Source organism: Segetibacter koreensis DSM 18137, from assembly GCF_000374045.1.
Lineage (GTDB): Bacteria > Bacteroidota > Bacteroidia > Chitinophagales > Chitinophagaceae > Segetibacter > Segetibacter koreensis.
Window position 1 is genome coordinate 247,303 of sequence record NZ_KB893315.1, and the last position, 24,546, is coordinate 271,848.

General features: G+C 37.5%; 23 protein-coding genes. 5 read left to right on the forward strand and 18 right to left on the reverse strand.

Annotation, left to right across the window (positions count from 1 at the left end; translation table 11 throughout):
- Nucleotides 1-16 precede the first annotated feature (16 nt).
- Together B154_RS27605 and B154_RS0103690 are read right to left on the reverse strand one after the other, a co-directional pair.
- Nucleotides 17-541 carry a GNAT family N-acetyltransferase gene (locus B154_RS27605; RefSeq protein ID WP_018611973.1) on the reverse strand — a complete coding sequence of 175 codons (525 nt, stop codon included), beginning with the start codon at nucleotides 539-541 and terminating at the stop codon, nucleotides 17-19.
- 18 nt (nucleotides 542-559) lie between these two features.
- The gene (locus B154_RS0103690; protein ID WP_018611974.1) at nucleotides 560-1,207 is read right to left on the reverse strand and encodes a DNA-3-methyladenine glycosylase; all 648 of its coding nucleotides are present in this window, start codon (nucleotides 1,205-1,207) and stop codon (nucleotides 560-562) included.
- 97 nt (nucleotides 1,208-1,304) lie between these two features.
- Between B154_RS0103690 and B154_RS0103695 the strand changes: the two genes are divergently transcribed.
- The gene (locus B154_RS0103695) at nucleotides 1,305-2,066 is read left to right on the forward strand and encodes an EI24 domain-containing protein (RefSeq protein WP_018611975.1); all 762 of its coding nucleotides are present in this window, start codon (nucleotides 1,305-1,307) and stop codon (nucleotides 2,064-2,066) included.
- 99 nt (nucleotides 2,067-2,165) lie between these two features.
- Nucleotides 2,166-2,870: an SAM-dependent methyltransferase gene (locus tag B154_RS0103700; protein WP_018611976.1), complete on the forward strand. Its 705-nt coding sequence runs from the start codon at nucleotides 2,166-2,168 to the stop codon at nucleotides 2,868-2,870.
- A 14-nt stretch (nucleotides 2,871-2,884) separates the two neighbouring features.
- On the opposite strand, the gene B154_RS0103705 is transcribed toward B154_RS0103700, so the two are convergent.
- Both B154_RS0103705 and B154_RS0103710 read right to left on the reverse strand, forming a co-directional pair.
- Nucleotides 2,885-3,283 carry a hypothetical protein gene (locus B154_RS0103705; RefSeq protein WP_018611977.1) on the reverse strand — a complete coding sequence of 133 codons (399 nt, stop codon included), beginning with the start codon at nucleotides 3,281-3,283 and terminating at the stop codon, nucleotides 2,885-2,887.
- A 141-nt stretch (nucleotides 3,284-3,424) separates the two neighbouring features.
- On the reverse strand, nucleotides 3,425-5,656 hold the full coding sequence (locus B154_RS0103710; protein WP_018611978.1) for a M28 family metallopeptidase: 2,232 nt from the start codon (nucleotides 5,654-5,656) through the stop codon (nucleotides 3,425-3,427).
- A 170-nt stretch (nucleotides 5,657-5,826) separates the two neighbouring features.
- Here B154_RS0103710 and B154_RS0103715 point away from each other — a divergent pair, with 170 nt between their 5' ends.
- A complete protein-coding gene (locus B154_RS0103715; protein ID WP_018611979.1) occupies nucleotides 5,827-7,086 on the forward strand; it encodes a NupC/NupG family nucleoside CNT transporter in 1,260 nt (419 codons plus the stop codon).
- A 197-nt stretch (nucleotides 7,087-7,283) separates the two neighbouring features.
- Nucleotides 7,284-8,462 carry an aminofutalosine synthase MqnE gene (gene mqnE / locus B154_RS0103720; RefSeq protein WP_018611980.1) on the forward strand — a complete coding sequence of 393 codons (1,179 nt, stop codon included), beginning with the start codon at nucleotides 7,284-7,286 and terminating at the stop codon, nucleotides 8,460-8,462.
- Nucleotides 8,463-9,169: 707 nt separating this feature from the next.
- Here the strand turns inward: mqnE and B154_RS0103735 are convergent.
- The 12 genes from B154_RS0103735 to B154_RS0103790 all read right to left on the reverse strand — a co-directional run bounded on the left by B154_RS0103735 (nucleotide 9,170) and on the right by B154_RS0103790 (nucleotide 19,691).
- Entirely contained in the window at nucleotides 9,170-10,030 is an 861-nt protein-coding gene (locus tag B154_RS0103735; RefSeq protein WP_018611982.1) for a DUF6089 family protein, read from the reverse strand.
- A gap of 232 nt (nucleotides 10,031-10,262) precedes the next feature.
- Nucleotides 10,263-10,676, reverse strand: a complete 414-nt coding sequence (locus B154_RS0103740) for an EamA family transporter (protein ID WP_018611983.1) — start codon at nucleotides 10,674-10,676, stop codon at nucleotides 10,263-10,265.
- A 124-nt stretch (nucleotides 10,677-10,800) separates the two neighbouring features.
- Nucleotides 10,801-11,298 (reverse strand): hypothetical protein, encoded by a 498-nt coding sequence (locus tag B154_RS30510; protein WP_018611984.1) that lies wholly within the window; start codon nucleotides 11,296-11,298, stop codon nucleotides 10,801-10,803.
- 20 nt (nucleotides 11,299-11,318) lie between these two features.
- Entirely contained in the window at nucleotides 11,319-12,365 is a 1,047-nt protein-coding gene (locus tag B154_RS0103750) for a hypothetical protein (RefSeq protein ID WP_018611985.1), read from the reverse strand.
- 180 nt (nucleotides 12,366-12,545) lie between these two features.
- Nucleotides 12,546-13,292 (reverse strand): PPK2 family polyphosphate kinase, encoded by a 747-nt coding sequence (locus B154_RS0103755; protein ID WP_018611986.1) that lies wholly within the window; start codon nucleotides 13,290-13,292, stop codon nucleotides 12,546-12,548.
- Nucleotides 13,293-13,299: 7 nt separating this feature from the next.
- Entirely contained in the window at nucleotides 13,300-13,695 is a 396-nt protein-coding gene (locus tag B154_RS0103760; RefSeq protein WP_018611987.1) for a DUF423 domain-containing protein, read from the reverse strand.
- Complete coding sequence (locus tag B154_RS0103765) at nucleotides 13,688-14,266, reverse strand: shikimate kinase (RefSeq protein WP_018611988.1); 579 nt, start codon at nucleotides 14,264-14,266, stop codon at nucleotides 13,688-13,690. Before B154_RS0103765 ends, B154_RS0103760 begins: the two co-directional genes overlap by 8 nt.
- A gap of 196 nt (nucleotides 14,267-14,462) precedes the next feature.
- Nucleotides 14,463-15,647, reverse strand: coding sequence for an acyl-CoA dehydrogenase family protein (locus tag B154_RS0103770; RefSeq protein ID WP_018611989.1), 1,185 nt, complete (start codon nucleotides 15,645-15,647; stop codon nucleotides 14,463-14,465).
- 226 nt (nucleotides 15,648-15,873) lie between these two features.
- The gene (locus B154_RS0103775) at nucleotides 15,874-16,497 is read right to left on the reverse strand and encodes an NUDIX hydrolase (RefSeq protein ID WP_018611990.1); all 624 of its coding nucleotides are present in this window, start codon (nucleotides 16,495-16,497) and stop codon (nucleotides 15,874-15,876) included.
- A gap of 198 nt (nucleotides 16,498-16,695) precedes the next feature.
- Nucleotides 16,696-17,514: an orotidine-5'-phosphate decarboxylase gene (gene pyrF / locus B154_RS0103780; RefSeq protein ID WP_018611991.1), complete on the reverse strand. Its 819-nt coding sequence runs from the start codon at nucleotides 17,512-17,514 to the stop codon at nucleotides 16,696-16,698.
- 10 nt (nucleotides 17,515-17,524) lie between these two features.
- The gene (locus B154_RS0103785; RefSeq protein ID WP_033411021.1) at nucleotides 17,525-18,409 is read right to left on the reverse strand and encodes a glycerophosphodiester phosphodiesterase; all 885 of its coding nucleotides are present in this window, start codon (nucleotides 18,407-18,409) and stop codon (nucleotides 17,525-17,527) included.
- 157 nt (nucleotides 18,410-18,566) lie between these two features.
- The gene (locus tag B154_RS0103790) at nucleotides 18,567-19,691 is read right to left on the reverse strand and encodes an Mrp/NBP35 family ATP-binding protein (RefSeq protein WP_033411080.1); all 1,125 of its coding nucleotides are present in this window, start codon (nucleotides 19,689-19,691) and stop codon (nucleotides 18,567-18,569) included.
- A 431-nt stretch (nucleotides 19,692-20,122) separates the two neighbouring features.
- Between B154_RS0103790 and B154_RS0103795 the strand changes: the two genes are divergently transcribed.
- The gene (locus tag B154_RS0103795; RefSeq protein ID WP_018611994.1) at nucleotides 20,123-20,761 is read left to right on the forward strand and encodes a carboxypeptidase-like regulatory domain-containing protein; all 639 of its coding nucleotides are present in this window, start codon (nucleotides 20,123-20,125) and stop codon (nucleotides 20,759-20,761) included.
- A 566-nt stretch (nucleotides 20,762-21,327) separates the two neighbouring features.
- On the opposite strand, the gene B154_RS0103800 is transcribed toward B154_RS0103795, so the two are convergent.
- Together B154_RS0103800 and B154_RS0103805 are read right to left on the reverse strand one after the other, a co-directional pair.
- Nucleotides 21,328-21,912: an outer membrane beta-barrel protein gene (locus B154_RS0103800; RefSeq protein ID WP_018611995.1), complete on the reverse strand. Its 585-nt coding sequence runs from the start codon at nucleotides 21,910-21,912 to the stop codon at nucleotides 21,328-21,330.
- A gap of 306 nt (nucleotides 21,913-22,218) precedes the next feature.
- On the reverse strand, nucleotides 22,219-24,462 hold the full coding sequence (locus B154_RS0103805) for a RelA/SpoT family protein (protein WP_018611996.1): 2,244 nt from the start codon (nucleotides 24,460-24,462) through the stop codon (nucleotides 22,219-22,221).
- Nucleotides 24,463-24,546 lie beyond the last annotated feature (84 nt).

The following is a 24,546-nucleotide window of genomic DNA, read 5'->3' on the forward strand; positions in this document are numbered from 1 at the left end:
TCAAAAAACTGTTCATTTATCTTCTTAACAATCCGTAACGCTCAACATCTGTCAACTCTCCAAACCCGGTTCTGAACTCACGTTTAAAAAAACCTTCTTTTTCAAAACCATTTTTTATAGCTACTCTTTTACTTCCCAGATTTTCGGGATTAAATTTAATAAACAGCTTCTCCATTTCTAACTCCTCGAAACAATATTCAACAACCCATTTTACTGCATTTGAAGTAATTCCAATTCCTTCATAATTCTGGTCTACAAAATAAGCAAGTTCGGCCTTTGGAATAGTCCAATCGATATTTTTTACCATTACCATTCCTATAAGATCGCGTTCACTTTTTAATGATATAACAAAGTTGTATTGTTCTCTTTCCAATGCCTGCCTTACCTTCTGTTTAGCAAACTTTTTTGCAGCATCCACGTCTTTTATTCGTTCAGAAGTTTTTGGAAAGTACATCGTTAACCTTTCCCTGTTTCTTTCTATAAGAGCGAATAATTCCTCAGAATCTTCTTTGTCGATTAGCCTAACCTGCATCTCTGGCATTATTACATTTATAAAAAATTATCCAATTTTCTTTCCACTTACATATTTATTACCTCTTACAATAAACCTGTAAGGCAATAGCGCGTCTTCGGCTGCATAATCCACACCCACTCTTGTAGTTACCACTATTTCATTGTCATTATAGCGCAACCCGTCATCTGCTATATATATTTCGTCATCTTGCAGACCCATTCCCGTATGTTTCGTATGCACACCTAATGCTTTTGCTACGTTACCCGGACCGCGTGTAAGGTCAAAACCATGACTGTTTTTATTTGAACGCGCAAGCATGGTATCAATTCCTGCAATAGGTTCTAAGGCTCTTATCAAAATAGCATTGGGAATACCTGCCTTATTGGTGACAATATTAAACATTTGGTGAATACCATAACATAAATATATGTAGGCAACACCGCCATTGCTAAACATAACCTCGGTACGTTTTGTACGGCGGTTGTTATAAGAATGGGCTGCTTTATCAAAAGGTCCGTTATAAGCTTCCGCCTCAACAATTCTTCCCGCCGTAAGAGTATTCCCAAAATTGGTAACAACAATTTTCCCTAGCAAATCCCTTGTTACAGCTACTACGTCAGCTCTTTCGTAAAATGACTGTGGAAGTATCTTCCACGCGCTGGTAACTTTCTTTAATTCTTCCTTTTGTGTCAATTCTAAATATTCCTTGTTTTAAAATCCCGGTTAATTTATATTAATTATAATTCGCAGCCAATAACAATTAAATTTATGCTACAAAATAAAAGACTATTTGCTTAAAGATATCATAATCGCTATTCGGGCCTATGGTCTTGCCCATACTTTTATACGCCGACATAACCTTTGGAAATGGATTATAGTTCCCGGGATAATGTACATGGTTATGTTTTGCATCAGTATTTATTTTTTTGGAAAAAGCGCCAGTCACATAATTGAATTTTTAACTGTAGAAACAGGAATACATCAATGGGTAGAAAGCATGCAGAGCAGCATAGTAGGTTTTATATTTACGCTTGCAGGAATGATGCTTTGGGTTGTGCTAATGCTTTTATATTTTTCTTTGTTTAAATATTTATGGCTCATTATTGGCTCGCCGATATCTGCATATTTAAGCGAGAAAACAGAAGCGATTATAGAAGGAAAAGAATATGAATTTGATATTTCTCAATTTTTAAAAGACATTATTCGTGGCACCGGCATTGCGCTTCGAAACACTTTATGGCAAACCGTTTATCTTATTTCTTTTTTTATACTTTCATTTATACCTATTGTAGGATGGGCCGTTCCGGTTTTTGCAGTTATACTTGAGTGCTATTACTACGGATTTTCAATGATAGACTACAGTCTTGAACGACATCAGCTTAGTATCTCTGAAAGCATTCATTTTATAGATAATAGAAAAGGATTGGCAATTGCAAATGGAATCCTCTTCTACTTAATGCATCTTATACCAATTGTCGGATGGATTTTCGCTCCTGCTTATGCAGTAATAGCAGCTACATTGAGTGTAGTGAAAGAGCAGAAACCGGATTGATTAGATCATATTCATCTTATATGAAAAGACAATCTGTGAAGATTACAAACTATTTGCCTTAATTTTCAAATTTTCAAATTTCTTAATTTTAAAATTTTTATGCCCGGCAGTGTTTATCTTATTCCGACATTTTTATACGAACAGGCGGTTGAAACAATTCCCTCTTACGTAACTGACGCAGTAAAAAAATGCGAAGTTTTTTTTGTAGAAAATGAACGAACTGCAAGAAGATACCTTAAACAGCTTTGGCGCGAAATGGTGATTGATGATTACACCTGGTTTACAATACATAAAGCCGAAACAGAAGTTCAACAAGTATTTACGAAGTTGCTAAAAGAAGGAAAACACATTGGAATTATTAGTGAGGCAGGTTGCCCTGGCGTTGCAGACCCGGGACAAATATTAGTTAATGCAGCCCATAAAGCCGGAGCAATCGTAAAGCCTTTGGTGGGCCCAAGCAGTGTTTTATTAGCCTTAATGGGCAGCGGAATGAATGGGCAGCACTTTCAGTTTGTAGGTTATTTGCCAATAGAAACCGGCGCCAGAAAAACTGTATTGAAAGAACTTGAAAATGAATCGGGGAAAAAAAACTGCACACAAATTTTTATTGAAACTCCTTATCGAAATAATCAATTGATTAAACAAATAGTGGAAACCTGCAAGCCGCAAACACAACTTTGCATTGCAGCAGATATTACAGCGCCATCTGAAACTATTGTAACAAAAAGCATAACTGAATGGAAAAAACAATTACCGGATATACATAAAAGGCTTGCTATATTTCTGCTTTGGAGCGAAAGATGATTTGATAATATTCTTTATTGAGAATTAAAACCATTTGAGTTGCTTTCATTTGATATTCGATAAATACTATCTATAACAAACAATTGCATTCCACGCCACGGCAATGCTGCCTGGTATCTCTTATAGTGCAGTTCCATATCTTTTCCACTATTTTCCATTAGCTTTTGTGCTATTTTTTCGTCAGTGACGCTAAAAGAAAATTGGTTACTTTGTATGGCAGTTGTTGGACTTCCTCTAAAGCCGCTTTGTATTAACTGGCCCTCATAAGTTTTGAACACATAACCTTTTTTCTGAAAAGTATTTAAAACACCCGCTTTAGTGCCTTCAGCGAAAACAAAAAAGTACCGCCAGTAAATAAAACCTATAAGGACAACAACAATAATTGTTATAATAATAGCACCGGCTTTACGCATACAATGTTTTTTTAAAACTTCTGTTTTATACAAGGTAAAATAATCCTGCCAAGGCTGTGGTGAAATTTGTAACAACAATATTTACATCGAATATTTCTATAGAAAACAATTTATTGTTTTATTAGTTCAGTAAAACTGTTTTCACTTTGATAATTGATGTAAATAGTCTGCGAGCTTATTTAGCGCTTGCGCGTCAATAGCTATTTGTTCCTGCGCTTCTTTCCAGTTGCGTTGCTCTATTGCTTCACGAATTCCTGGCAATGTTTTCACTCCGTACCCCGTATAAAACCCGGGAGCATATATAGAATGTTTATACCAATTTCTGCGCGGTAAACCATTCTGTAATAAAAGCTGTTGCTCGGCCTGGTACAGTTTCTTATTCAACTCATCATGATTACCATTTATGCTGTCTGATCTTTTTACTATGGCAGCCACGCTGTCTGTGCTCTGTTGTAACGCTACCAATGCATTTTGCAACGGTGAAAAATCCAGATAAGGCACTTCTTCTTTAGGCTTTGGAGCAATAAAGGTTTTAGTTGGGTCTGCTGCAATAACATATTTATTCTGTGTAAGAAGCTTGTTTTCTATAGCTGTGCTTTCACGTATGTTATCTGTCAGGGTTATTAATTCCGTTGCGTATCCATTTATAACTTTATATAAGTCTGTAAAATCAAATGGCAGTACAGTTGCATTTGCCATACGCAGTGCTGCATGCCCTGCTGTTTGCGCTAGAGTTACTCCATACCTAAATCCAGGATCTTTGAAGCGCCTGTACAAATCGTAAGAGTCATAAATAGAGTGATATTCTCCACCAGCATCTTCACCTCCATAACCAAGGTTAAGCGAAGGAATACCAAGATGTTGCAAAAACGAAGAAAAGTCTGAACCACTTCCCAGCGCCCCAAGCTCTATAGATGTTTTTGCCAATTCTTCTTTTTTGGCTTTAGTAGATGGAGCATTTATAATTTCCTCAGCCTTCATCCTGTCAAATACACTTACTTTAGTTTGCGGATCTGTTATGTTCTTAGACACTTCATCCATCATTTTTGTGAGAGCATGAGATCCTCCCGCATCGAGAAAACCCCTTCCATTGCCATCTGAATTTATATACACGACACACTTTTGCTGCAATTCTTTCGCATGATCTTCTGCCCACTCTGTTGATCCCAATAGTCCCGGCTCTTCTCCATCCCAGGCACAATAAACAACAGTACGCAAAGGCTTCCATCCTGTCTTTACCAATTCACCAATGCTCTTTGCTTCTTCTAATAAAGCAGCCAGTCCACTAACCGGATCACCTGCACCATTCACCCACGCATCGTGATGATTACCGCGAATAACCCATTCGTCAGGAAATTGTGAACCTTTTATCATACCTACCACGTCGTAACATGGTACCATTTTCCAATCAAACTGTAATTTCAAATGAACTTTCGTTTTACCAGGACCAACATGATAAGTAATAGGTAGTGCGCCGCGCCATTCAGCAGGAGCAACAGGGCCATCAAGGTCGGTAAGCAGAGGTTGCGCGTCATGAGCGCTGATCGGCAAAACTGGTATTTTCAATAGATTAGGTGCTTCGTTGTGGCTTGCAATTCTCGACGCGTTTTCTGTAGCTCCAATACCTGGGGTTAAGGGATCGCCCGGATAGATTACCATATCCATTACACTTCCCCGCTGTGCACCAAATTCATTTTTAAAAGCTCCTTTCGGATAAACATCTCCCTGGTAGTACCCGTCCTCTTTAGGATCTGAATAAATAATACATCCGACGGCCCCATGCTCCTGTGCCACTTTCGGTTTTATTCCCCGCCAGCTACGGCCATATTTTGCAATTACAATTTTCCCCTTTACATCAATCCCCATTTTTGCCAGGTCTTCATAATCTTGTGGTAAGCCATAGTTTACAAATACAAGTTCACCTGTCACATCCCCATCTGCACTCCATGCATTATAAATTGGCAATTGACCTTTTTGACCCGAGGTTGCATCTTCTTTCAGCACAGGTTCTTTCAACAATGCCTTATAAGAACCAGGGCCACTCATTTCCAGCACTCTTGTTACAGGTGTGGGAAACAAAACTTTATACGTTTCAATTTTTGTATCAAAACCATAGCTTTTAAGTTTGCTTTCTATAAGCTCTGCATATTCTTTACCACCTTCAGAACCAATATTGTGAGGCTTTGCGGAAAATGTTTTAATGGAAGCGCCAATATTTTCTGCACTCAATTGCTTGTCAAAGCTGCTTTCTATCTGCTTTTGGGTTGCGGCAGTAACTGCTGTAAAACCTGTAATCGATGTGTTTTGAGACTGAACACAAAAGGGCAAAACAAGCGATAAAAAAGTAAGAATGTTGGCGAAAATGCGACCCATGTAAAAAATTTTAATTGTTTTAAGAGCAGGAAAAAAAGCAATATAAGAAACAGATCATAATAAAAACAACCTTTATTGTTTTTTTAAATCAGTTATCGCATCTTTTAAAAATACTTCTGGGTATAAAAAATACATATCTTGAACCCTTAACCGCAATCTATCTGGTATTTATGGAACGTTTTCAGGGATTAATTGGTATTGTTCTTATTTTAGGTATCGCCTTCCTGGCCTCTAATAATAGAAAAAGAATCAATGTTCGTTTGGTATTTAGCGGTATGGCACTGCAGGTAATTATAGGAATATTGGTCTTAAAAGTCCACTTTGTCACTAATTTCTTTCACTGGATAGGAAGACAGATCGGACATATAGAAGAGTTTGCCAAAGCAGGAGCAGCCTTTGTATATTCAGGTGTAGTGGTAGAAAATCCGGCTGCCCCTTCCGGAATGGCCGGCTACCAGGCACCCGGTGGATTTGTTTTTGCTTTTAGCGTGACCGCTACGATTATTATAGTTTGCGCTTTAGTGGCCATTTTCTATTATTTGGGCATAATGCAAAGAATAGTGGCTGTTATTGCAAAAGCAATGAATTTTGTGATGAAGGTGAGCGGAGCAGAAGCTTTGAGTAATGTTGCCAGTGCATTTGTAGGGCAGGTAGAAGCGCAGGTAATGATAAGACCTTATTTATCAGGAATGACGATGAGTGAATTATTGGCAAGCATGAGCGGAAGCCTTGCATGTATTGCCGGTGGTATTTTGATCGTTTATGTAAATATGGGCGCTCCTGCAGAATACCTTTTAACAGCTAGTTTAATGGCAGCGCCGGGAGCCCTGGTGATTTCAAAAATCGTTTGGCCTGAAACAGAAGAGAGCCAGACAATGGGCAAGGTAAAACTGGAAGTAAAAAGTGATTACCGCAATATTATTGATGCGATTTCTCACGGTGCAGCAGACGGAATGAAAATAGCGATAAATGTAATAGCAATGCTGATTGGCTTTCTTGCTATCATAGCTCTGGTAAACTTTCTTTTAGGTAAAATAGGCGGATGGATACACCTCGGTTTTCCGTTAACGCTTGATTGGATATTCAGCAAGATATTTTATCCTATAGCCTGGTCAATGGGAGTACCGACGGCAGATATCAGTAAAGTTGCAATGCTGATGGGTAAAAAATTAACGATAAATGAATTTGTAGCATTTTTCGATCTTACCCATGGCATTAAACAAACACTTTCTCCCAAAGGATTATTGATAGTAAGCTTTGCAATTTGTGGCTTTGCAAACTTTAGCAGCGTAGGCATGCAGATCGGAGGCATCGGAGCACTTGCGCCAGAACGTCGCGCGGATCTTGCCCGGCTTGGAATGAAAGCTTTACTATGTGGTACACTTGCATCCTATTTATCCGCGACAATTGCAGGTATTTTAATTGGGTAGAGAGAAAGCTGCAAACTGGTACCTGTTAACCAACGATTTAAAATTAATTGCTTTATTAAACACCCGGTTGCTTGTTATAATCTCAATCCCATTTTTGAAGTAGTATGTTAAAATGGAATCTGTCTTGCAGCTTGCACATGATCGTAAAATCTTGCTGCAAACTATTTACCCGTAATTTTGCAGTAAATAATGTTTAGATGACAGAAAAAGCTTCAACAGTTGAAAAGTTGGTTTCAACGTGTCAGAATACAGATCTAAAAAGAATAGGTGAAAAAGTATTAAACAGGCAAAGGTTATCTTTTGATGAAGGTGTTTTCTTATTTGAAGAAGCTTCTCTTTCTTATGCAGGTGCTCTTGCCAATTGGGTGCGTGAACAGTTGCATGGCGACAAAACCTACTTTAATAGAAATTTTCATATCGAACCTACTAATATCTGCGTTTTCTCGTGCAACTTTTGTTCTTATTCAAGATTGTACGCACACCGTGAAGAAGGATGGGAGCTGAGCTCGAAAGAAATGGTAGACATTGTAAAAAAATACGATGGACAACCGGTGACCGAAGTTCATATTGTAGGCGGAGTTCACCCTAAAATGGATTTAAACTTTTTTATCAATGTTATTAAAGAAATAAAAAGTCATCGTCCTGGTTTACATGTAAAAGGCTTTACGCCCGTTGAGCTTGATTACATGTTTAGAAAAGCTAAAGTTTCTACAGAAGAAGGCTTAAAAAGAATGCAGGCTGCAGGACTGCAATCATTGCCCGGGGGTGGAGCAGAAATTTTTCATCCTCAGGTAAGACAGCAAATATGTGATGACAAGGTAGATGCAGAAGGTTGGCTTCATATTCACAAGACAGCACATGCTATCGGTATGCAAACCAATGCTACAATGTTGTATGGACACATAGAAAAGTTTTGGCACAGAATAGACCATATGGAGAGATTAAGACAACTGCAGGATGAAACAGGCGGCTTTAATACTTTTATTCCGCTTAAGTTCAGAAATGGCGATAATGCCATGAGCAATGTACCCGAAAGCAGTGTCGTTGAAGATATGAGAATGTACGCAATTGCCCGGTTGTACCTGGATAACTTTCCGCATTTAAAAGCGTACTGGCCAATGCTGGGCCGGCAAAACGCACAGCTTGCCTTGTCTTTCGGGGTAAATGACATTGACGGCACCATAGATGATACTACAAAAATTTACTCTATGGCTGGGAGTGAAGAACAAAAGCCCACGATGAGCACTAAAGAGCTTGTGAATTTAATTAAACAGGTGAAAAGAGAGCCTGTAGAAAGAGACACGTTATATAACGTGATAAAAAATTATAATCTTGTCAATACTGAGGAACAGGAAATTGATGCGCATTTAAATTGATAAACTTATAACAAAAAGACCTTTAAATCTTTTTTCACGATTTTTTTTCTTTTCTTCATTTTCTCTCACCCAATATTTCATGAAGAAAAATACTGTAAAAAAAGGAAATTTTTTACAGTATTTTTAAATTGCAATAAAACTGGCATGGTTTTATTCATACTATAAATGTTTTTTAAGGGTTTAGGGTTGAAAAGGAGGCTCAATTCTTTGAGCCTCTTCTTTTTTTAGCAATTTTTTTTCTCAACATTTCATCTCTAATAACGCTTCTTTTCCAATTTTTTTTATACACTTTCCCGTCTTTATGTATTGTTCGTATGTCACCTCATATTAGCAGAAACCCTAAAAGATAAACAAGCAAAGCTCGAATTAAGATGATAGAAGGAACAAGAACTTTTTCATTCCTCTCCTTTTCCAATTTCTCAAACTTTCGCATCTTACTTTATTCCCCACTTATTGTGTAGAAAAAAAACCACGCAAGAAAATATTAAAATTTTATTAATCTGTTTATACAAGGACAATATCTAATATGAGAGAATGAAATAAGCGACTATAAAAAATTAGAAGCTGAAAGACTTCTATTCAAAAAAGTATAAACATATTCCTACCTTTTTTACGCTTTCAATATTAGTTTGAAGAGTAAAAAAGACGATATGAGAGATCTTTATTGACTGAGTACTGAGGTCAATTGTAGAAGAAATACAATCAATTTATAGATGCCAGGAAGGACATCCGAGTCCACGTTTATTTCTTTTGTCTGTTCTGCTACCCTCTTTATCAAACCAGGGCATTCTAAAACTTATCCTAAATTGTCCGTAGTAGTAATAATCCTTTTTCTTGCTATTACCCCTCAAAGCACCAGCGGCAGGGTACGGCAAAGGAGGCTTTAGTTCATCACCCCGAAAGGCATACTGCACTGCCTGCGGTCCTTTGCTTGTTAGAAGTACATTTCGGTCTACGTAAGTCGAACTTACATCATCCAGGTAATCTGTAAAAAGCTTTCTAAATCCTAATTCAAACCCAACATAGACATCATCAGATAAAGCGTATTTTATTCCTGCACCATAAGGAATATTAAGCTGTGTTTTTTTATACACCTTTCGGTCATGATACTCACTGAGGCCCTGTCCCTCTGTACTTAACCCAACTAAAAATACCTTGTTACCGGCAGAGTCTAAAGTATATGGGCTAAAATGAAAAACACCGATGCCTGCAAAAACATATGGGGTAAAACGCTGAAGGCTTAAGTCTGCAAAATCATATTCACCCATTAAAGTTAACTCCTGGATAAGCGTTTTAAAATTTAAATTTCTTAGTCGTAACTGTGGTTTATTTAGTTTATCATCTGCTCCAAGTCGCGTAAAAGAATAATCGCTGCGAAGAGCAAACTTATCGGTAATATTGAAAGTACCACCGGCACTTATGACTGAGTTAGCTTGTTTTAAAGTAAACATTTTTTGCTGAATATCACCACTGTAGTTGGAGAAGCCGCCCATCAGGTGCAACCGGACGGGTTGGGCAACCGAAGCTGAGGCAAGAAAAATCAAAAAGAAAAAAACATTCTTTTTCATCTATATTTTTTTGCAGGTACGAAAGCCTGAAAGCAGTTAAAAAGTAGTATTTGCTTTTATAGAGATATTAGAATTTAAATTTTAAAACAGATCAATCTATAGCAAAAAACATGCTGCTATTGAAAATTATTACTGTAGTTAAGCTTTAAAATTACAGTTGATAATCCGAAACTTTTAGTTAAAAAAAGCAATAGCAGAAGAGTCCGCAGGAAGAACTTACTGTTAATATAACTTATAAAATTAAAACGATTGTTCCGCCAATTATAAGTAAAGCGCCAATAGCAGACTTAATAGTAAGAGGTTCTCCTAAAAAAATTACTGCTAATATTATCGCTATCGCTACACTCATTTTATCAACCGGTGCAACTTGCGAAACCTTACCTAACTGCAATGCTTTAAAATAAAATATCCATGAAAGGCCTGTCGCAATACCTGATAAACAAAGGAAAATTAAATTATGCTTAGATAGCGTGTTTATAGTACTCGCACCACCCCTGAAAATAGCAATAGCCCATGCAAGAAGCAATATAACAACGGTACGTATAGCAGTGGCTAAATCTGTATCTACGCCTTTAATACCAATTTTAGCAAAAATGGCCGTAAGTGCTGCAAAGAACGCTGATAGCAAAGCAAATATCCACCACATTATATTCAGTTTTTTTATCATTGCAGCTTGGATGAGCTAAATATGGATTGAATATGTAATTCAATTAATAGCATTAAAGCCAGGCTGCGTAATTATAATGTAAAACATTTATTACAGTTTGAGTTTACGAATAGCATTTTTGAATAGTGCAGGTAAAACCTATTGGATGATGCGTAAAATGCAAAACCGACATTTCTTCGCCACCATGACTATAAGCCTTATCCTTAGTGATCCATTGGCCTTTAAAATGCATTTTATCGCCATCGTTCATTTCATGTGTTATAGGTTGGTTTATACCTTGCCTGTCGCCATACCTGATAGCTACAAAAACAGGAGCGCCTGTTTGTTTGCATCTAAGCATGTCTTCTTCTATAGCAGGCGAAAATTCCATTATTTCATATAAAAGGACAATCATCTGGTAATGTTTGGGGATTGACAGATCATCATGTTGCCTGTCTTTAATAGTAGCTTTCACTTCTGCAATATCTGTAACCTGTAGCTTTCGCAACTCGGCTAGTTGATTTTCCAAAGAAAGAGAATTAATATACTCCATCCTCTTCTGCTCCTGGTCCTTTACATAAGACTCAAGAAAAGCGTTAATATCTGTGAACTTTCCAAACATGATTGTTTATTATTTTTTATTCACTTTTTCTTATCGTCATCTTCATTAGTGCTTGAAGAAGGCTTAGGTCCGGTACCACGAAGGTTCGTAACTTTATTTAATAAATCAAACCAGAAGGGCGCACCCATAAAAATAGCGAAAATGGTAGCGGCTAAACCGGTAATCTTTTTAAAAATCAAAGAAGGGGCGTACTTGCCATCGTGCTTCAATTCATTTTTATTCCAGCCAAGAGGAATGGTTGACTCAAGTGCCGCTTTTGCTTCTTCCATATTTTCCAGGCTTTTCTTTATGTCAGCTTTTACCTTTTCGATTGTTGCCGTTGTAACCGGGTCATTGTTTGCTCTTTGTACAGAGGTAAGACGACTCATATAAGTAGTATCTTTGGCTGCACTATAGGCCTGCTCAGCCAATCGTGCACGGGCATCAGGATTACTATACAAATATTTAGAAATGGCAATGCTGTCAGCATTTAAAAGCCCTGCGGCTAACACAGCTACGATAAATGTAAATGGGCGGGCATATTTAATTTTTAAAGTCCCTGAGACCCTGTCCATCGACGTATCGTACCATTGCTCTACCTTATGCCTGAAATATTCTACCTCACTTATTGATTTCTTGCTTATAGCTGCGTAAGTATTTTTGGCTTCATACGCATACCCTAGCAGTGCACGCTGCATTTCTACAGATAAAACAGCAGTATTATTTAATGCTGCAATAATTTCATCGAGGTTAGTGGCAATGCTTTTAGGATTTTTGGGATCGTAAGTGATTCTTTCCAATAAAGCGGAAGTAAAATTTCTGGCATCTATATATGAAGGGGGAATGCCTTTTTTTGTTAGTACTGTTACAGCACAATGATCCATTATTTCCTGTCCTAAAGTAGTTTCAGAACCATCCGTTTTTTTAATTTTTGTATCAAAAATGGTAACAAGCCACTCTTTCAACACTCTCGATCTTATATTAAGGCCCGTTAAAATCATCTCCACTGCCGAGCTGCTGATGATGCTTAGAAGAAAATAAATAAATATCATTCCTACAACAAGGTCAAGAATGGGGAAACTGCTCATATTTATAAATTGTACCCTTTAAAAATTAAGCTTTGAACTATCTTCTAAAAATAATTCTTTTCCCTCTTAAAGCAATAGGTCAGATGCTTTCAGATAATAATGTCAAACTAACTAATAGTTGTAAAGCTGGATGTGAGGTGGCGCAAAATCTGAAATAAAATTGAGCATGATAAGATGACATTACGATTTTTTCATACCGGGATACTTCATATCCAGTTTTTTCAAAGTATTTAATAAGGTAGTTGCAATTACATATTCCTTATACCAGTTTTGGTCTGAAGGAACAATTGTCCATGGAACATGATCGCATTTTTCAAAACAATCTTCATAAGCTTTCATATAATCGTCCCAAAGCTCAGATTCTAAAAAATCGTTAGCATTATATTTCCATTGTTTTTTCTCATCCGAAATTCTTTCCTGCAAACGTTGAAGCTGTTCTTCTTTTGATACGTGTAAATAAAACTTTAGCACCTCCGTTTTATTATGCTCGCAAAGTAATTTTTCAAAATGATTAATTGCTTCCATTCTTTTATAAGCAGTCTCGTCATCAATCATTTTATGTACACGTGTTACCAATACGTCTTCGTAATGCGACCGGTTAAAGACTTGTATTGAACCTTTTACAGGAGCATGCTGGTGAATTCTCCATAAAAAATCATGAGCAAGTTCTTCTGGCGTAGGCGCTTTAAATGACGCAACAGCGACGCCCTGAGGATTTAAAGTACCGAAGATATTTTTAATAGCTCCGTCTTTCCCACTTGCATCCATTCCCTGTATGACGACCAACACAGAATGTTTACCTTCGGCAAATAAAAGATTTTGAAGTACATTCAGCTCCTCTATTATAGATACTAACTTTTCTTTTACGCTAATTTTATCAAGCTCTTTTGGAGCTTTGGTTGAAATTTTGGAAAGATTGATTGACATAACGCTTTTATATTACTGCTGTTTTATATAACCCGACAAACATACAAACCCAACCAGCTATAAAAGCCAGCCCGCCAAAAGGAGTAATTATTCCTACCCAGTCAAGGCCTTCCTTTGAAGAAGCTTTTAACCAGGTAAGCATATATAACGAACCGCTAAAAAGTATAATGCCGATAATAAACAGATTTCCTGCCCAAAGCATCCATTTATTTGAAAAGTCGCGATAGAGAATACCAATAACAGCCAAAGCAAATACATGATAAAACTGGTATCGGACTCCTGTTTCGAAAATGTTTACTACCGCTTCAGGTACAATACGCTTAAGAGCATGCGCACCAAAAGCACCTAATGCTACTGCCAAAGCCCCCATCACCGCTGCCAACTGTAAAAAAAATTTATGCATACTCCTTTAAGATTTTTTTAAAAAAATTTTCATTTAAATTATCGCTACTGAGCCGGTATGTTGCCTGGCTATAGAACGGTTCTCTTTCCTGCAATTTATTATTCAGAAAGTCTTTCAAACCTGTATCGTCTAAATGCTTAATTAACGGACGATGTTTTTTTTCTTTTACCAATCTTTCAACCAGGGTGTCTACAGGTTCATCAAGCCATAAAGTTATTCCATGCTTATTCATCCATTTCATATTATCGTGATAACACGCAGTACCTCCGCCACAGGACAAAATAAACTGTTTTTTTTCTGCAAATAAACGCAGCATTTTTGCTTCGGCCTTTCTGAAATATTCTTCGCCATCTTCTTCAAATATTTCTGAAACTGTTCTTTCTTCCATCATTTCAACTAACACATCCAGGTCATAAGCAGGAATTTTTAATCTCTTTTTAAGCTTTTCTGCCCAGTAAGATTTGCCTGAGCCCATCATTCCTATTAAGAATATCTTATGCGGAGATGAATCAATCTGAGAATTTGCAGACGAATTTTCACTGTCTTTTTTAATAATTGTATTACCAGCCATTTTTAAGGTTTTGAAGATGAACTATTTCCCCCTTTACTTAAATAAAAAATTTAATCTGAAGTAAAAGTTTCAAGGTGCGTAGTTTTTAGAATACCGATATTATCTTGTCTACATCATATATGTAGGCGATGCAAGATAAAGAAATTGAGATTTTTCTTATCTGCACATTTTAGTTACCGATCGAAGCAGTTTCACATTACTTAAAGGCATTAAAACCTGTTACATCCATTCCTGTAATTAATAAATGAATATCGTGCGTTCCTTCGTAAGTAATAACACTTTCCAGGTTCATCATATGGCGCATAATGCTATATTCACCGGTTATTCCCATTGCACCCAATATTTGGCGGGCATCTCGCGCTATGTTAGTTGCTATTTCACAACTATTCCTTTTCGCCATTGATATTTGTGCCGGTGTTGCACGCCCTTCATTCATTAAAACACCTAATCTCCACACTAATAACTGGGCTTTGGTTATTTCGGTTATCATTTCAGCCAACTTCTTCTGTTGCAATTGAAAACCGCCTATAGGTCGGTCAAACTGTACACGCTCTTTGCTATATTGCAAAGCTGTATCATAGCAGTCCATTGCAGCACCTAGGGCGCCCCACGAAATACCATAACGGGCTTTACTTAAGCAAGCCAAGGGACCTTTTAATCCTTTAACGGTTGGAAAAATATTTTCTTTAGGAACTTTCACATTATCAAAAACAAGTTCGCCTGTTGCACTTGCACGAAGACTCCACTTTCCATGCGTCGCCGGAGTTGTAAAACCTTCCATTCCGCGCTCAACAATTACACCTTGTATTTCGTTATTTTCATTTTTAGCCCATACAACTGCTACCTGCGCAAAGGGAGCATTGCTAATCCACATTTTAGAGCCGTTTAAAATGACGTGATCACCGGCATCTTTAAAGTTTGTAAGCATGCCTGCAGGATTGCTGCCAAAGTCAGGCTCAGTTAATCCAAAGCAACCTAACCATTCGCCGCTTGCAAGCTTTGGCAAATATTTCTGCCGCTGATCTTCGCTTCCGTAAGCATGTATCGGGTACATAACCAGTGAGCCCTGCACAGATGCAGTAGACCTCACGCCGCTATCGCCCCGCTCCAGCTCCTGCATCATTAATCCATAACTTATATAGTCCATTCCTCCACCACCGTACTCGGTAGGAATGGTAGGCCCAAAACAACCCATATCCCCCAATTGTTTTACTATTTGTTTGGGAAATTCGGCACGTTGTGCATAATCCTCAATTATGGGCGATATCTCCTTTTTCACATAATTACGAACCGTTTCACGCACCAATTTCTGCTCTTCTGTTAGCAACTCATCTAACAAAAAATAGTCAGGTGATTGAAAAGCATCAGTTTTAGCAGCCATGTAATATAATTTATAGTTTTTATCTTGTACTTAGCTAACTCGTACTATTAAAACCTGTTGCGTTGCACTCTTTTACCCTATATCATCAACTAACAAAGAAAAAGATTTCAATTAAATCAATTCGAATTTATACAGGCTAAAAGCTGAATAGGATTGCACAAAGATGAACGAAATGCGACGCAACGATGTTTAAAAGCAGCACAACAGCTTGTCCCAAAAAATTAACCTAGTCCACGTACACTTCCATATCTTCGGAGACAACCTTATTAAACAAAAGCTCCAATTGCTTTTTTAAAATTCTGTCTTCAGAAAGTTCCGGAAGATTTTCTATATCGAAATATTGAACATCCAAAACATCAAATCCTCTGGTAACTTCAGTAGAAATAATTTTACAATGAAAAACCATTTTATATACATAAAAAGATTGTGGAGGATGCGGATGCATTCTTTTATCAAAAATGGCTAACAGTTTTTTAGCCGTTACATCAAGTCCTGTTTCTTCTTTAAATTCTTTTATAACTGTTTCTTTTGGACTGTAGCCAATGTCTCCCCAGCCTCCGGGTAATGACCATTTGCCATCGACCCTTTCCTTTACAAGTAATATTTTATTATCATCAGACATCGCTAGCCCGCGTATATCCACTTTTGCTGTCGGATAATCTTTTTCCGGCGGCAAAAGAAACTTCAAATTCTGTATGCTTAAACCGCTGAATGTATTAAGAAGCCTAAAACTTATTTCCTGTAATTCTTTGTACCGTTCCTGATCATATTCGTTTTTACTGAAAATGAGACCAGTATCGGCAATTGACTTTAGCCTTTTTATTTCATTTAAGAAATCTATGTTCAACATACAAACTTTTAGTTTATTAAAGATATGTACGCGGTAACACTTTTACAATTGTTGCAGCAATAAACATGGCAGGTACAGTTGTCATTATTGCTTAAAGAAATGTGTAGTGCGAATTTGATATTAAACTTTTTTGCTGACAAATCGAAAAAAAAGGGAAGAAAAGATTTAGTTCAGAATATATTTAGAACATTTTCCCAATTACGAAATATACTCTTTCATTTCACCTGCATATTCTTTAGCAACAAGTTTTGCTTCTTCGGCAAAATTTTCATTACTGCTTGCATAAATAATAGCCCGGCTTGCATTTACCAAAATACCTCCGTCATCATTTAATCCAGCGGCCGAAACTTCTTTTAAACTTCCACCCTGTGCTCCCACGCCTGGCACAAGGAAAAAATGCGCAGGATAGGTCTTTCGAATTTCTTCAAGTTGCTCTGGCTTTGTAGCACCGACAACAAACATCAGGTTATCTGGCGTACCCCATTCTGAAACTTTTTGCATGACTTTTTCATACAAAAATTGTTTCTGATTATTTGCTGTTGAAATCGTTAACTGTTCAAAATCAGCAGCACCTTTATTAGAAGTAAGACCGAGGACAATCGTCCATTTGTCTTTATATTCAAGAAACGGCCGAAGGCTATCTTCACCCATATAAGGAGCAACGGTTACAGCATCAAACCGGTATGCTTCGAAAAAAGTTTTTGCGTATTGAGCAGAGGTATTGCCTATGTCGCCCCGCTTTGCGTCAGCTATTTTAAAATGCGTTGCAGGAATATAATTTACCGTTTGTTCCAAAGCTTCCCAGCCTCTGATGCCCATTGATTCATAAAAAGCAGTATTGATTTTGTAGCTTACACAATAATCTTTTGTAGAATCAATTATTGCTTTATTAAATTCAAAAACAGCATTTGAATGGGACCGTAAATGCTGCGGAATTTTCGTGATATCAGTATCCAACCCTACACATAAATAATTCTTTTTTTCTTTTATTTGCCTTACTAATTCTAGTCTGTTCATGTGGTATGTTTTAAAATAACAGGTTGGGATAATCAGTAATTATTCCATCCACGCCCATCTCTTTTAGTTCTTTCATTTTCGAAACTTCATTTACAGTCCATGGAATTACTTTCATTTCCATCTGCTTACATTCTTTTATTAATGATGGATTTACCAAAGAATATTCAGGACTATAAATGGTTGGTGTAAATCCCAATTTCGCTACATGCTCTTGTAAACTGCCTGCACCTTCGACTAACAAAACAGTTTTTATTGCAGGATAATTTTTATGCAGATATTGAAGTGTGCGAACATCAAAAGATTGAATGATCGTTCTTGCTTCAATTTTTTTGTCTTTTATTACCTGCATTATCAATTCAACAAATTTTGCTGGCGCAGGATGATTAATGTTATCAGTTGCAACTTGCGATTTTGTTTCAATATTATAGAACCGGGCGGGAAGTTTTTTTGCAGCTACGTATGCCTCAACGCTATCAATTACATCAGCTAATCTTGGTTTAGTTGCTTTAATTCTTTTTTGTTGGGGAAACGCTGGATTCCCCCTCATTCCTACATCAAAATGACTCACCTCTTCATAAGTCATCTGGTACAACTTCAATTGTTTCTCCTCACTTTCTTTGACATAACTGCCGTCAGGTTTTGTAGTTATCTGGTGGTTGAAAAAGGGATCATGACTTAAAATAACCTGACTGTCTTTGGTAATAATAGCATCCATCTCCAGCGTAGAAACACCAAGGTCAACAGCATGTAACATTGCAGGAATAGTGTTTTCAGGCATTAAACCACGGCAACCACGATGACCTTCCAAATCAAAAGACATAGGTTGAGCAGATTTCTTTGTGAGTATACAGCCTGTCATTAAAAACAATAAACATAAAACCAGGAGATTTTTCATTATTTTTTATTTCTCTACTTATAGTTGCTACTGATTGTATTTATGATTCGTAAAAGCGCCAAAAGAAATCATAATGTTTCTAATTGACACATCAACTAAATTTACAACTAAAAAAGTATCGTCAATTGCCACGATATCTATAGTAATGTGCAATTAACTACTCTCCCACTTTGCTCGCCATTCCCACCTCTTCCACAACCTCTGCCACTTCGGTGGCGCTCATATTTGCATTACGCATACTTATACTTCTGGCTGCTGAAGCTGCAAATTCTTCAAAAGCGTTTTTGGTGATTTCATCATCGCCCATCATTACAGGAACACCCTGGTCGCCACCTTCCCTTATGCTTTGCACCAGAGGTATCTGTCCAAGAAAAGGAATGTCATATTCTTCAGCCAATCTTTTTCCGCCTTCTTTACCAAAGATATAATAACGGTTGTTGGGCAACTCTGCCGGAGTGAAATAGCTCATGTTTTCAATTAAACCAATAATAGGCACTTTAATTTGCGCCTGCCCAAACATGGCAATAGCTTTTTTTGCGTCAGCCAAAGCAACTTCCTGCGGAGTCGTTACTACGACCACCCCTGTTACAGGTACGGTTTGAACTAAAGTAAGGTGAATATCGCCCGTGCCAGGTGGCATATCTATAACAAGGTAATCAAGCTCGTCCCACATGACATCAGTAACAAATTGCTTTATAGCACTGCTTGCCATAGGTCCACGCCACACCACTGCATTTTTTTCATCTACCAGTAAACCTATGCTCAAAAGTTTGATACCATATCTTTCGAGAGGCAGTATCATTCCTTTGCCATTTACTTCCTGCATCATTGGCCGCTCACCACGCACACCAAACATTATCGGAACGCTTGGTCCGTAAATATCGGCATCCATCAGCCCCACCTTTGCCCCACCCTGGCTAAGCGCCAAAGCAAGGTTTGCTGCAACGGTACTTTTACCAACGCCACCTTTTCCGCTCACTACAGCAATAATATTTCTAACCTTTGGCAAAACAACGTCACCTTCTTTGCGCTTACTTGTTGTGTTGGATGTAAACTTTACGTTGACCGTTGCTTCTTTATTTACAAGTATTTTTACAGCATTTATACACGCATTTTTTATCATGTCTTTAAGCGGACAAGCAGGTGTTGTAAGCACTACTGTAAAGGCTACATAATTACCGTCTATCTCAATATCCTTTACCATGTTCAGCGTTACCAAATCTTTCCCAAGGTCAGGTTCCTGCACGTTACTCAGCGCCTTCAATATATCGTTCTTTGTCATGACAGAAGTTTTTGTTAAATAAGATTTTGAGGCTGCAAAGGTAACCATTGTGTACCTTACTTTGTTTTAGTGATTTAGCTATATGTTAAGAAGGCGTTGAATAGATTTTTTATGTGCCACGCATTAGTATCTTTGATTAAACAGTCGTTGCGTCGCACTCTTGTGCTATCTGTTGTTTATTGATCTTTTTTAGCAAAGGCTTGAAGACAATAGAAATGAATGATAAAGTGTATGAAGTGCTTTGTCTTCCTTACATTGTTACTGAAATAAAGAACGAGAAGATATAGTAAGTGACAATATAACGAATTCGTCCTGGCTTCATGATAATGCTCTGAACATATAAAATACAAAAACCGGTTAACCAAAAAGCTTTTTATTTTGACCGGATTAATGCGTCAAAAAAAAAGAAGCAGACAAGTTGATAAGAATACATGCATAAAATTTTACGATATTTTGTCATATTAGCCTTTTTTCTTCCTTTCAAACTATCTGCACAGTTTGAGCGTGTACAGGATAGCGTTGTTCAATTATATGGTGTAGTAATGACTGCTGACAGTCTCAGAGCTCTGCCGTCGGTCAGCGTGATAATAAAAGGAACCAACCGTGGCACGATGACTAATGACGACGGAGTATTTTCAATTGTAGTTCTAAAAAACGATGAAGTTGAGTTTACAAGTGTTGGATTTAAGTCAAAAGTTATAAAAATACCTTCAAAGCTTGAAAGTAACCAATACAGCGTTGTACAACTTTTGGTGACTGATACCGCTTACCTCCCTGCAACTATATTAAAACCAAGGCCAACGCGGGCCCAATTTGAACGTGATTTTGTAAATACCCGCATACCTGATGACAAGTACGAAATAGCACGACAAAATAACGATGCGGCTAAAAGAAGAATATTAATGGCAAGCTTGCCTGCTGATGGAAGAGAAGCAACAAATTACCAATTAAGGCAAGGCGCAAGTAAAATGTACTATAATGGTCAAACCCCGCCAATGAATATCCTAAATCCTTTTGCCTGGTCAGAATTTATACAAGCCTGGAAACGTGGCGATTTTAAGAGTAAGTAAGAAGCCGAATTTTTTCTATTGATATAGAATTTGCTTCAAGAAAAAATAATCACGCAAACTTTTCTGATTTATTGAAACACTTCTGGCAAGTTATTAATCTTAATTCATTTCATTTTAGCATTCCTTTAAGAGAGTGAGGAAAATCTTGAATTTGATTAAAAAAGGTTTTAATGATTATTGTGGAAAATGTTGAACTATAATTATAAGAATTATAAACACTGATTGTATTAACCTTATCTATCACTTGTAGAAATCAGTTCTTTAAAAACAGGAAATTTTCAAAAATTGTTTTAATTACATTTGAAATAATAAGACTTAGAAGAATTGATTTCCAATTAGCGTTTTTGGCAATTATTTCCGGAAATAGAGGATTGTAACTTCCACCCTGAAATTGCTTCTTCCCTAATTATTTTCGCCATTTACAATTCTTAATACTTAAAGATGTACTTAACTTTCTGGACTCATCTTTAAATTTTCGTCGGGCGTTTTATAAAATAAAATAGGCCGCGCTGATAGCACGGCCCATTTTATTAATCAACAAATTTTTTGTCCTGGACTAGTAAATTTTATTGTCTAACTCTTGCGAAAGGAATATTATAAGCAACTCTTAAGCCTATAAATTTAGAACTTTCTGGCTTGGTAGAGATAGCTTCATAACGAACTGCCACGTCTACGGCTCTTCCGATTAGGTAACCAATGTTACCAGCATAAGTAAACTCACCTGCGCCCTCTGCATTCTTTAACTTGGTCTGGGTGTAGCCAATCTGAGGCTCTACATAAAATCCTCCGTTAGTGCGGAAACGTATACCACCTTTGAAAGGAATAAAGGTGTAGGATCCTTTGTTAATAGAAATTGAGTCGATTTGGCCAATGGAGGCTTTTTGTGAAAAACCCATGTAACCTGCTGAGATAGAAACATCAATGTTGTTAGCTACCGGGATGTTTAATTTTGCACTTCCACCAAAGCCCAGCTTATAACCAGAAGTACTACCTCCCGGGACTGTGTAACCATTTCTAAAAGTACCTAAAGGTGCTGCAAACTCAGGGCCGATACTCAAAGACAATCCACGTTTTGCTGGTGTTTCCTGCGCGTAAGTACTTGCAGCAAAGACGATAAAAGCGCCTGCAAGTAAAAGTTTGATTCTTTTCATAAATTCTAGTTTTCTTATTAATTAGATTTAGGAACGGAATTCAAAAAACCGTGCCATAAAATACCCCTTACTAACTCAAACTCTAACCATTATCGTCAGCAAGGGCTGACAATAAAAAGACAAGTATGAAATAAATTTCTGCTGCAAAATGAATCTTAAATAAATTATAAATAGCCAGGAGAGATATATTATAATTCTTGAAGGAAATTTATAGTCAAGTGATGTTTAAAGTGCTGAAGAAGTAATAAAATGGGACCTGGAATTAGAATCAAGAAGACCAAAACTAAAGAATCTGAAAGAAAATCTTTATTCAGTATCAAAACGATCAACAGTATGTATTCCTTTCAATTGTTTTAGACTATTTACAAGGTGGTCAAGTTCTTCCTTGTCATGTACAAATACTTTTATACTACCTTCAAACAGTCCATCATGAGATTCAATTGCAAGTGCAGAAATATTTACTTTCAACTCGCCTGAAATAACATTGGTTATTTTATTAATTACACCAACGTCATCCATACCTACAATTTTTAATCCTGTAAGAAAACTGATCTCTTTGTTTTTAGCCCATTTTGTTTTAACAACTCTATGTCCATAGTTTGAAAGCAGACTGGGAGCATTGGGGCAGCTTGTACGATGAATAATTAGCCCTTTGCCGGTGCTAACAAAACCAAACACATCGTCGCCCGGAATTGGATTGCAGCATTTGGCAAGATTGTACATTATTTTGTCACTACTTTCTCCAAATATTATAAGCTCCGCATCTTTTTTACTATAATGAGGTGCAGGCTCAACTGCTACCTCCTGTACGGGTTTCTGAGGCTTGGGGGCTTCCAGCTTATCGCCAAGCACATTAAATTCTTTAAGTTCTTTAAGGTCAAGCGCTTTTACTGCAACCTGGTAAAAAAAGTCGAGTTGCGAGTTGAACTTGTAAAAGGAGACAAGTGTATCAATATTTGTCTGGGAATAGGAAGCGCCCATTCCTTCCAGCTTTCTTTGCAGTATCACCTTTCCGTCTTCAGCAACTGTTCTCTTTACTTCTTTTAAAGCATCTTTAATCTTCGTTTTAGCCTTTGCTGTAACTACAAAGTTTAACCAGTCTTCGTTTGGTTTTTGTTTGCTGCTAGTAATAATTTCCACCTGGTCCCCACTTCTTAGCTTATGGCTTATAGGTACCAGCTTATGATTGATTTTTGCGCCGATACATTTTGAACCAATTGCACTGTGAATGCTGAAAGCAAAATCTAAAGCTGTGCTTCCTACAGGCAACATTTTTACGTCTCCTTTTGGAGTATAAACATAAATTTCCTCGGCCAAAAAACTCATTTTGAAGTCTTGCAGGAAATCTACTCCATCTGTTTCCTGGTTGTTCAGAACTTCCCTTATTTGTCCAAACCATTTATCAAAACGGTCTTCATCTGACGAACCTTCCTTGTACTTGTAATGAGCTGCCAGGCCTTTCTCAGCAATTTCATTCATCCGCTTAGACCTTATCTGCACTTCTACCCACTTGCCCTGGGGACCCATTACCGTTGTATGCAAAGCTTCATACCCGTTACTTTTGGGGTTGCTAAGCCAATCCCTCAAACGTTCGGGAGAGGGGGTGTATTCATCAGTTATAATAGAANATACCTTCCAACAGTCTTCTTTCTCCCGGCTATGGGGCGAATCTAAAATAATGCGAATGGCAAAAAGGTCGTACACTTCCTCGAACGCAACCCCTTTTTTCTTTATCTTATTCCAGATAGAGTGAATACTTTTTGGACGCCCGTGAATTTCGAAATTGAAACCACCCTGGATTAATTTATCCTTTACCGGTCTTATAAACTCATTTATATATCTTGTGCGCTCACGTTTTGTTTCAGCAAGTTTCCTGGCGATGTCCTTGTACGTGTCGGGCTCCATGTACTTCATCGACAGGTCTTCGAGTTCTGTTTTTATGTTGTACAAGCCCATTCTATGAGCTAAAGGAGCGTATACCCAAACTGTTTCACTTGCAATCTTTAACTGCTTTTCACGCTTCATGCTGTCAAGGGTACGCATGTTGTGGAGCCGATCGGCAAGCTTAATTAAAATCACCCGCGGATCATCGGTAAGAGTAAGTAAAATCTTTTTAAAATTTTCTGCTTGCTGGCTGGTATTGGTATCAATAACATTTGAAATCTTGGTAAGGCCATCCACGATCCTTGCTATTTCATGACCAAATTCCCTCTCCACATCTTCGAGAGTTACATCTGTATCTTCTACTGTGTCGTGCAGCAAAGCACAAATAGTGCTTCGCACGCCTAAACCTATTTCCTCAACACAGATCATGGCAACGGCAATGGGGTGAATTATATAAGGTTCCCCACTTTTTCTACGCATGGTTTTATGAGCCTCTGCTGCTATTTCAAAAGCATGTCTTACCAGTTCTTTATCACCTTTCTTTAGTTTCTCTCTTAACGCACGGAGCAATGCACGGTAATGCCTCAGGATTTCTTTCTTTTCCTGCTCTTCGTTCAAATTATATTTTGGCACCTGTTGCGATGCTACTATTACTTGCTCTTCCATTCCACTTACTTATCCTACGAATTTACGAAAATAGAACCAATTTGACCGAACCAGGAAATTGTACGAGCGAGGAATTATGGGATC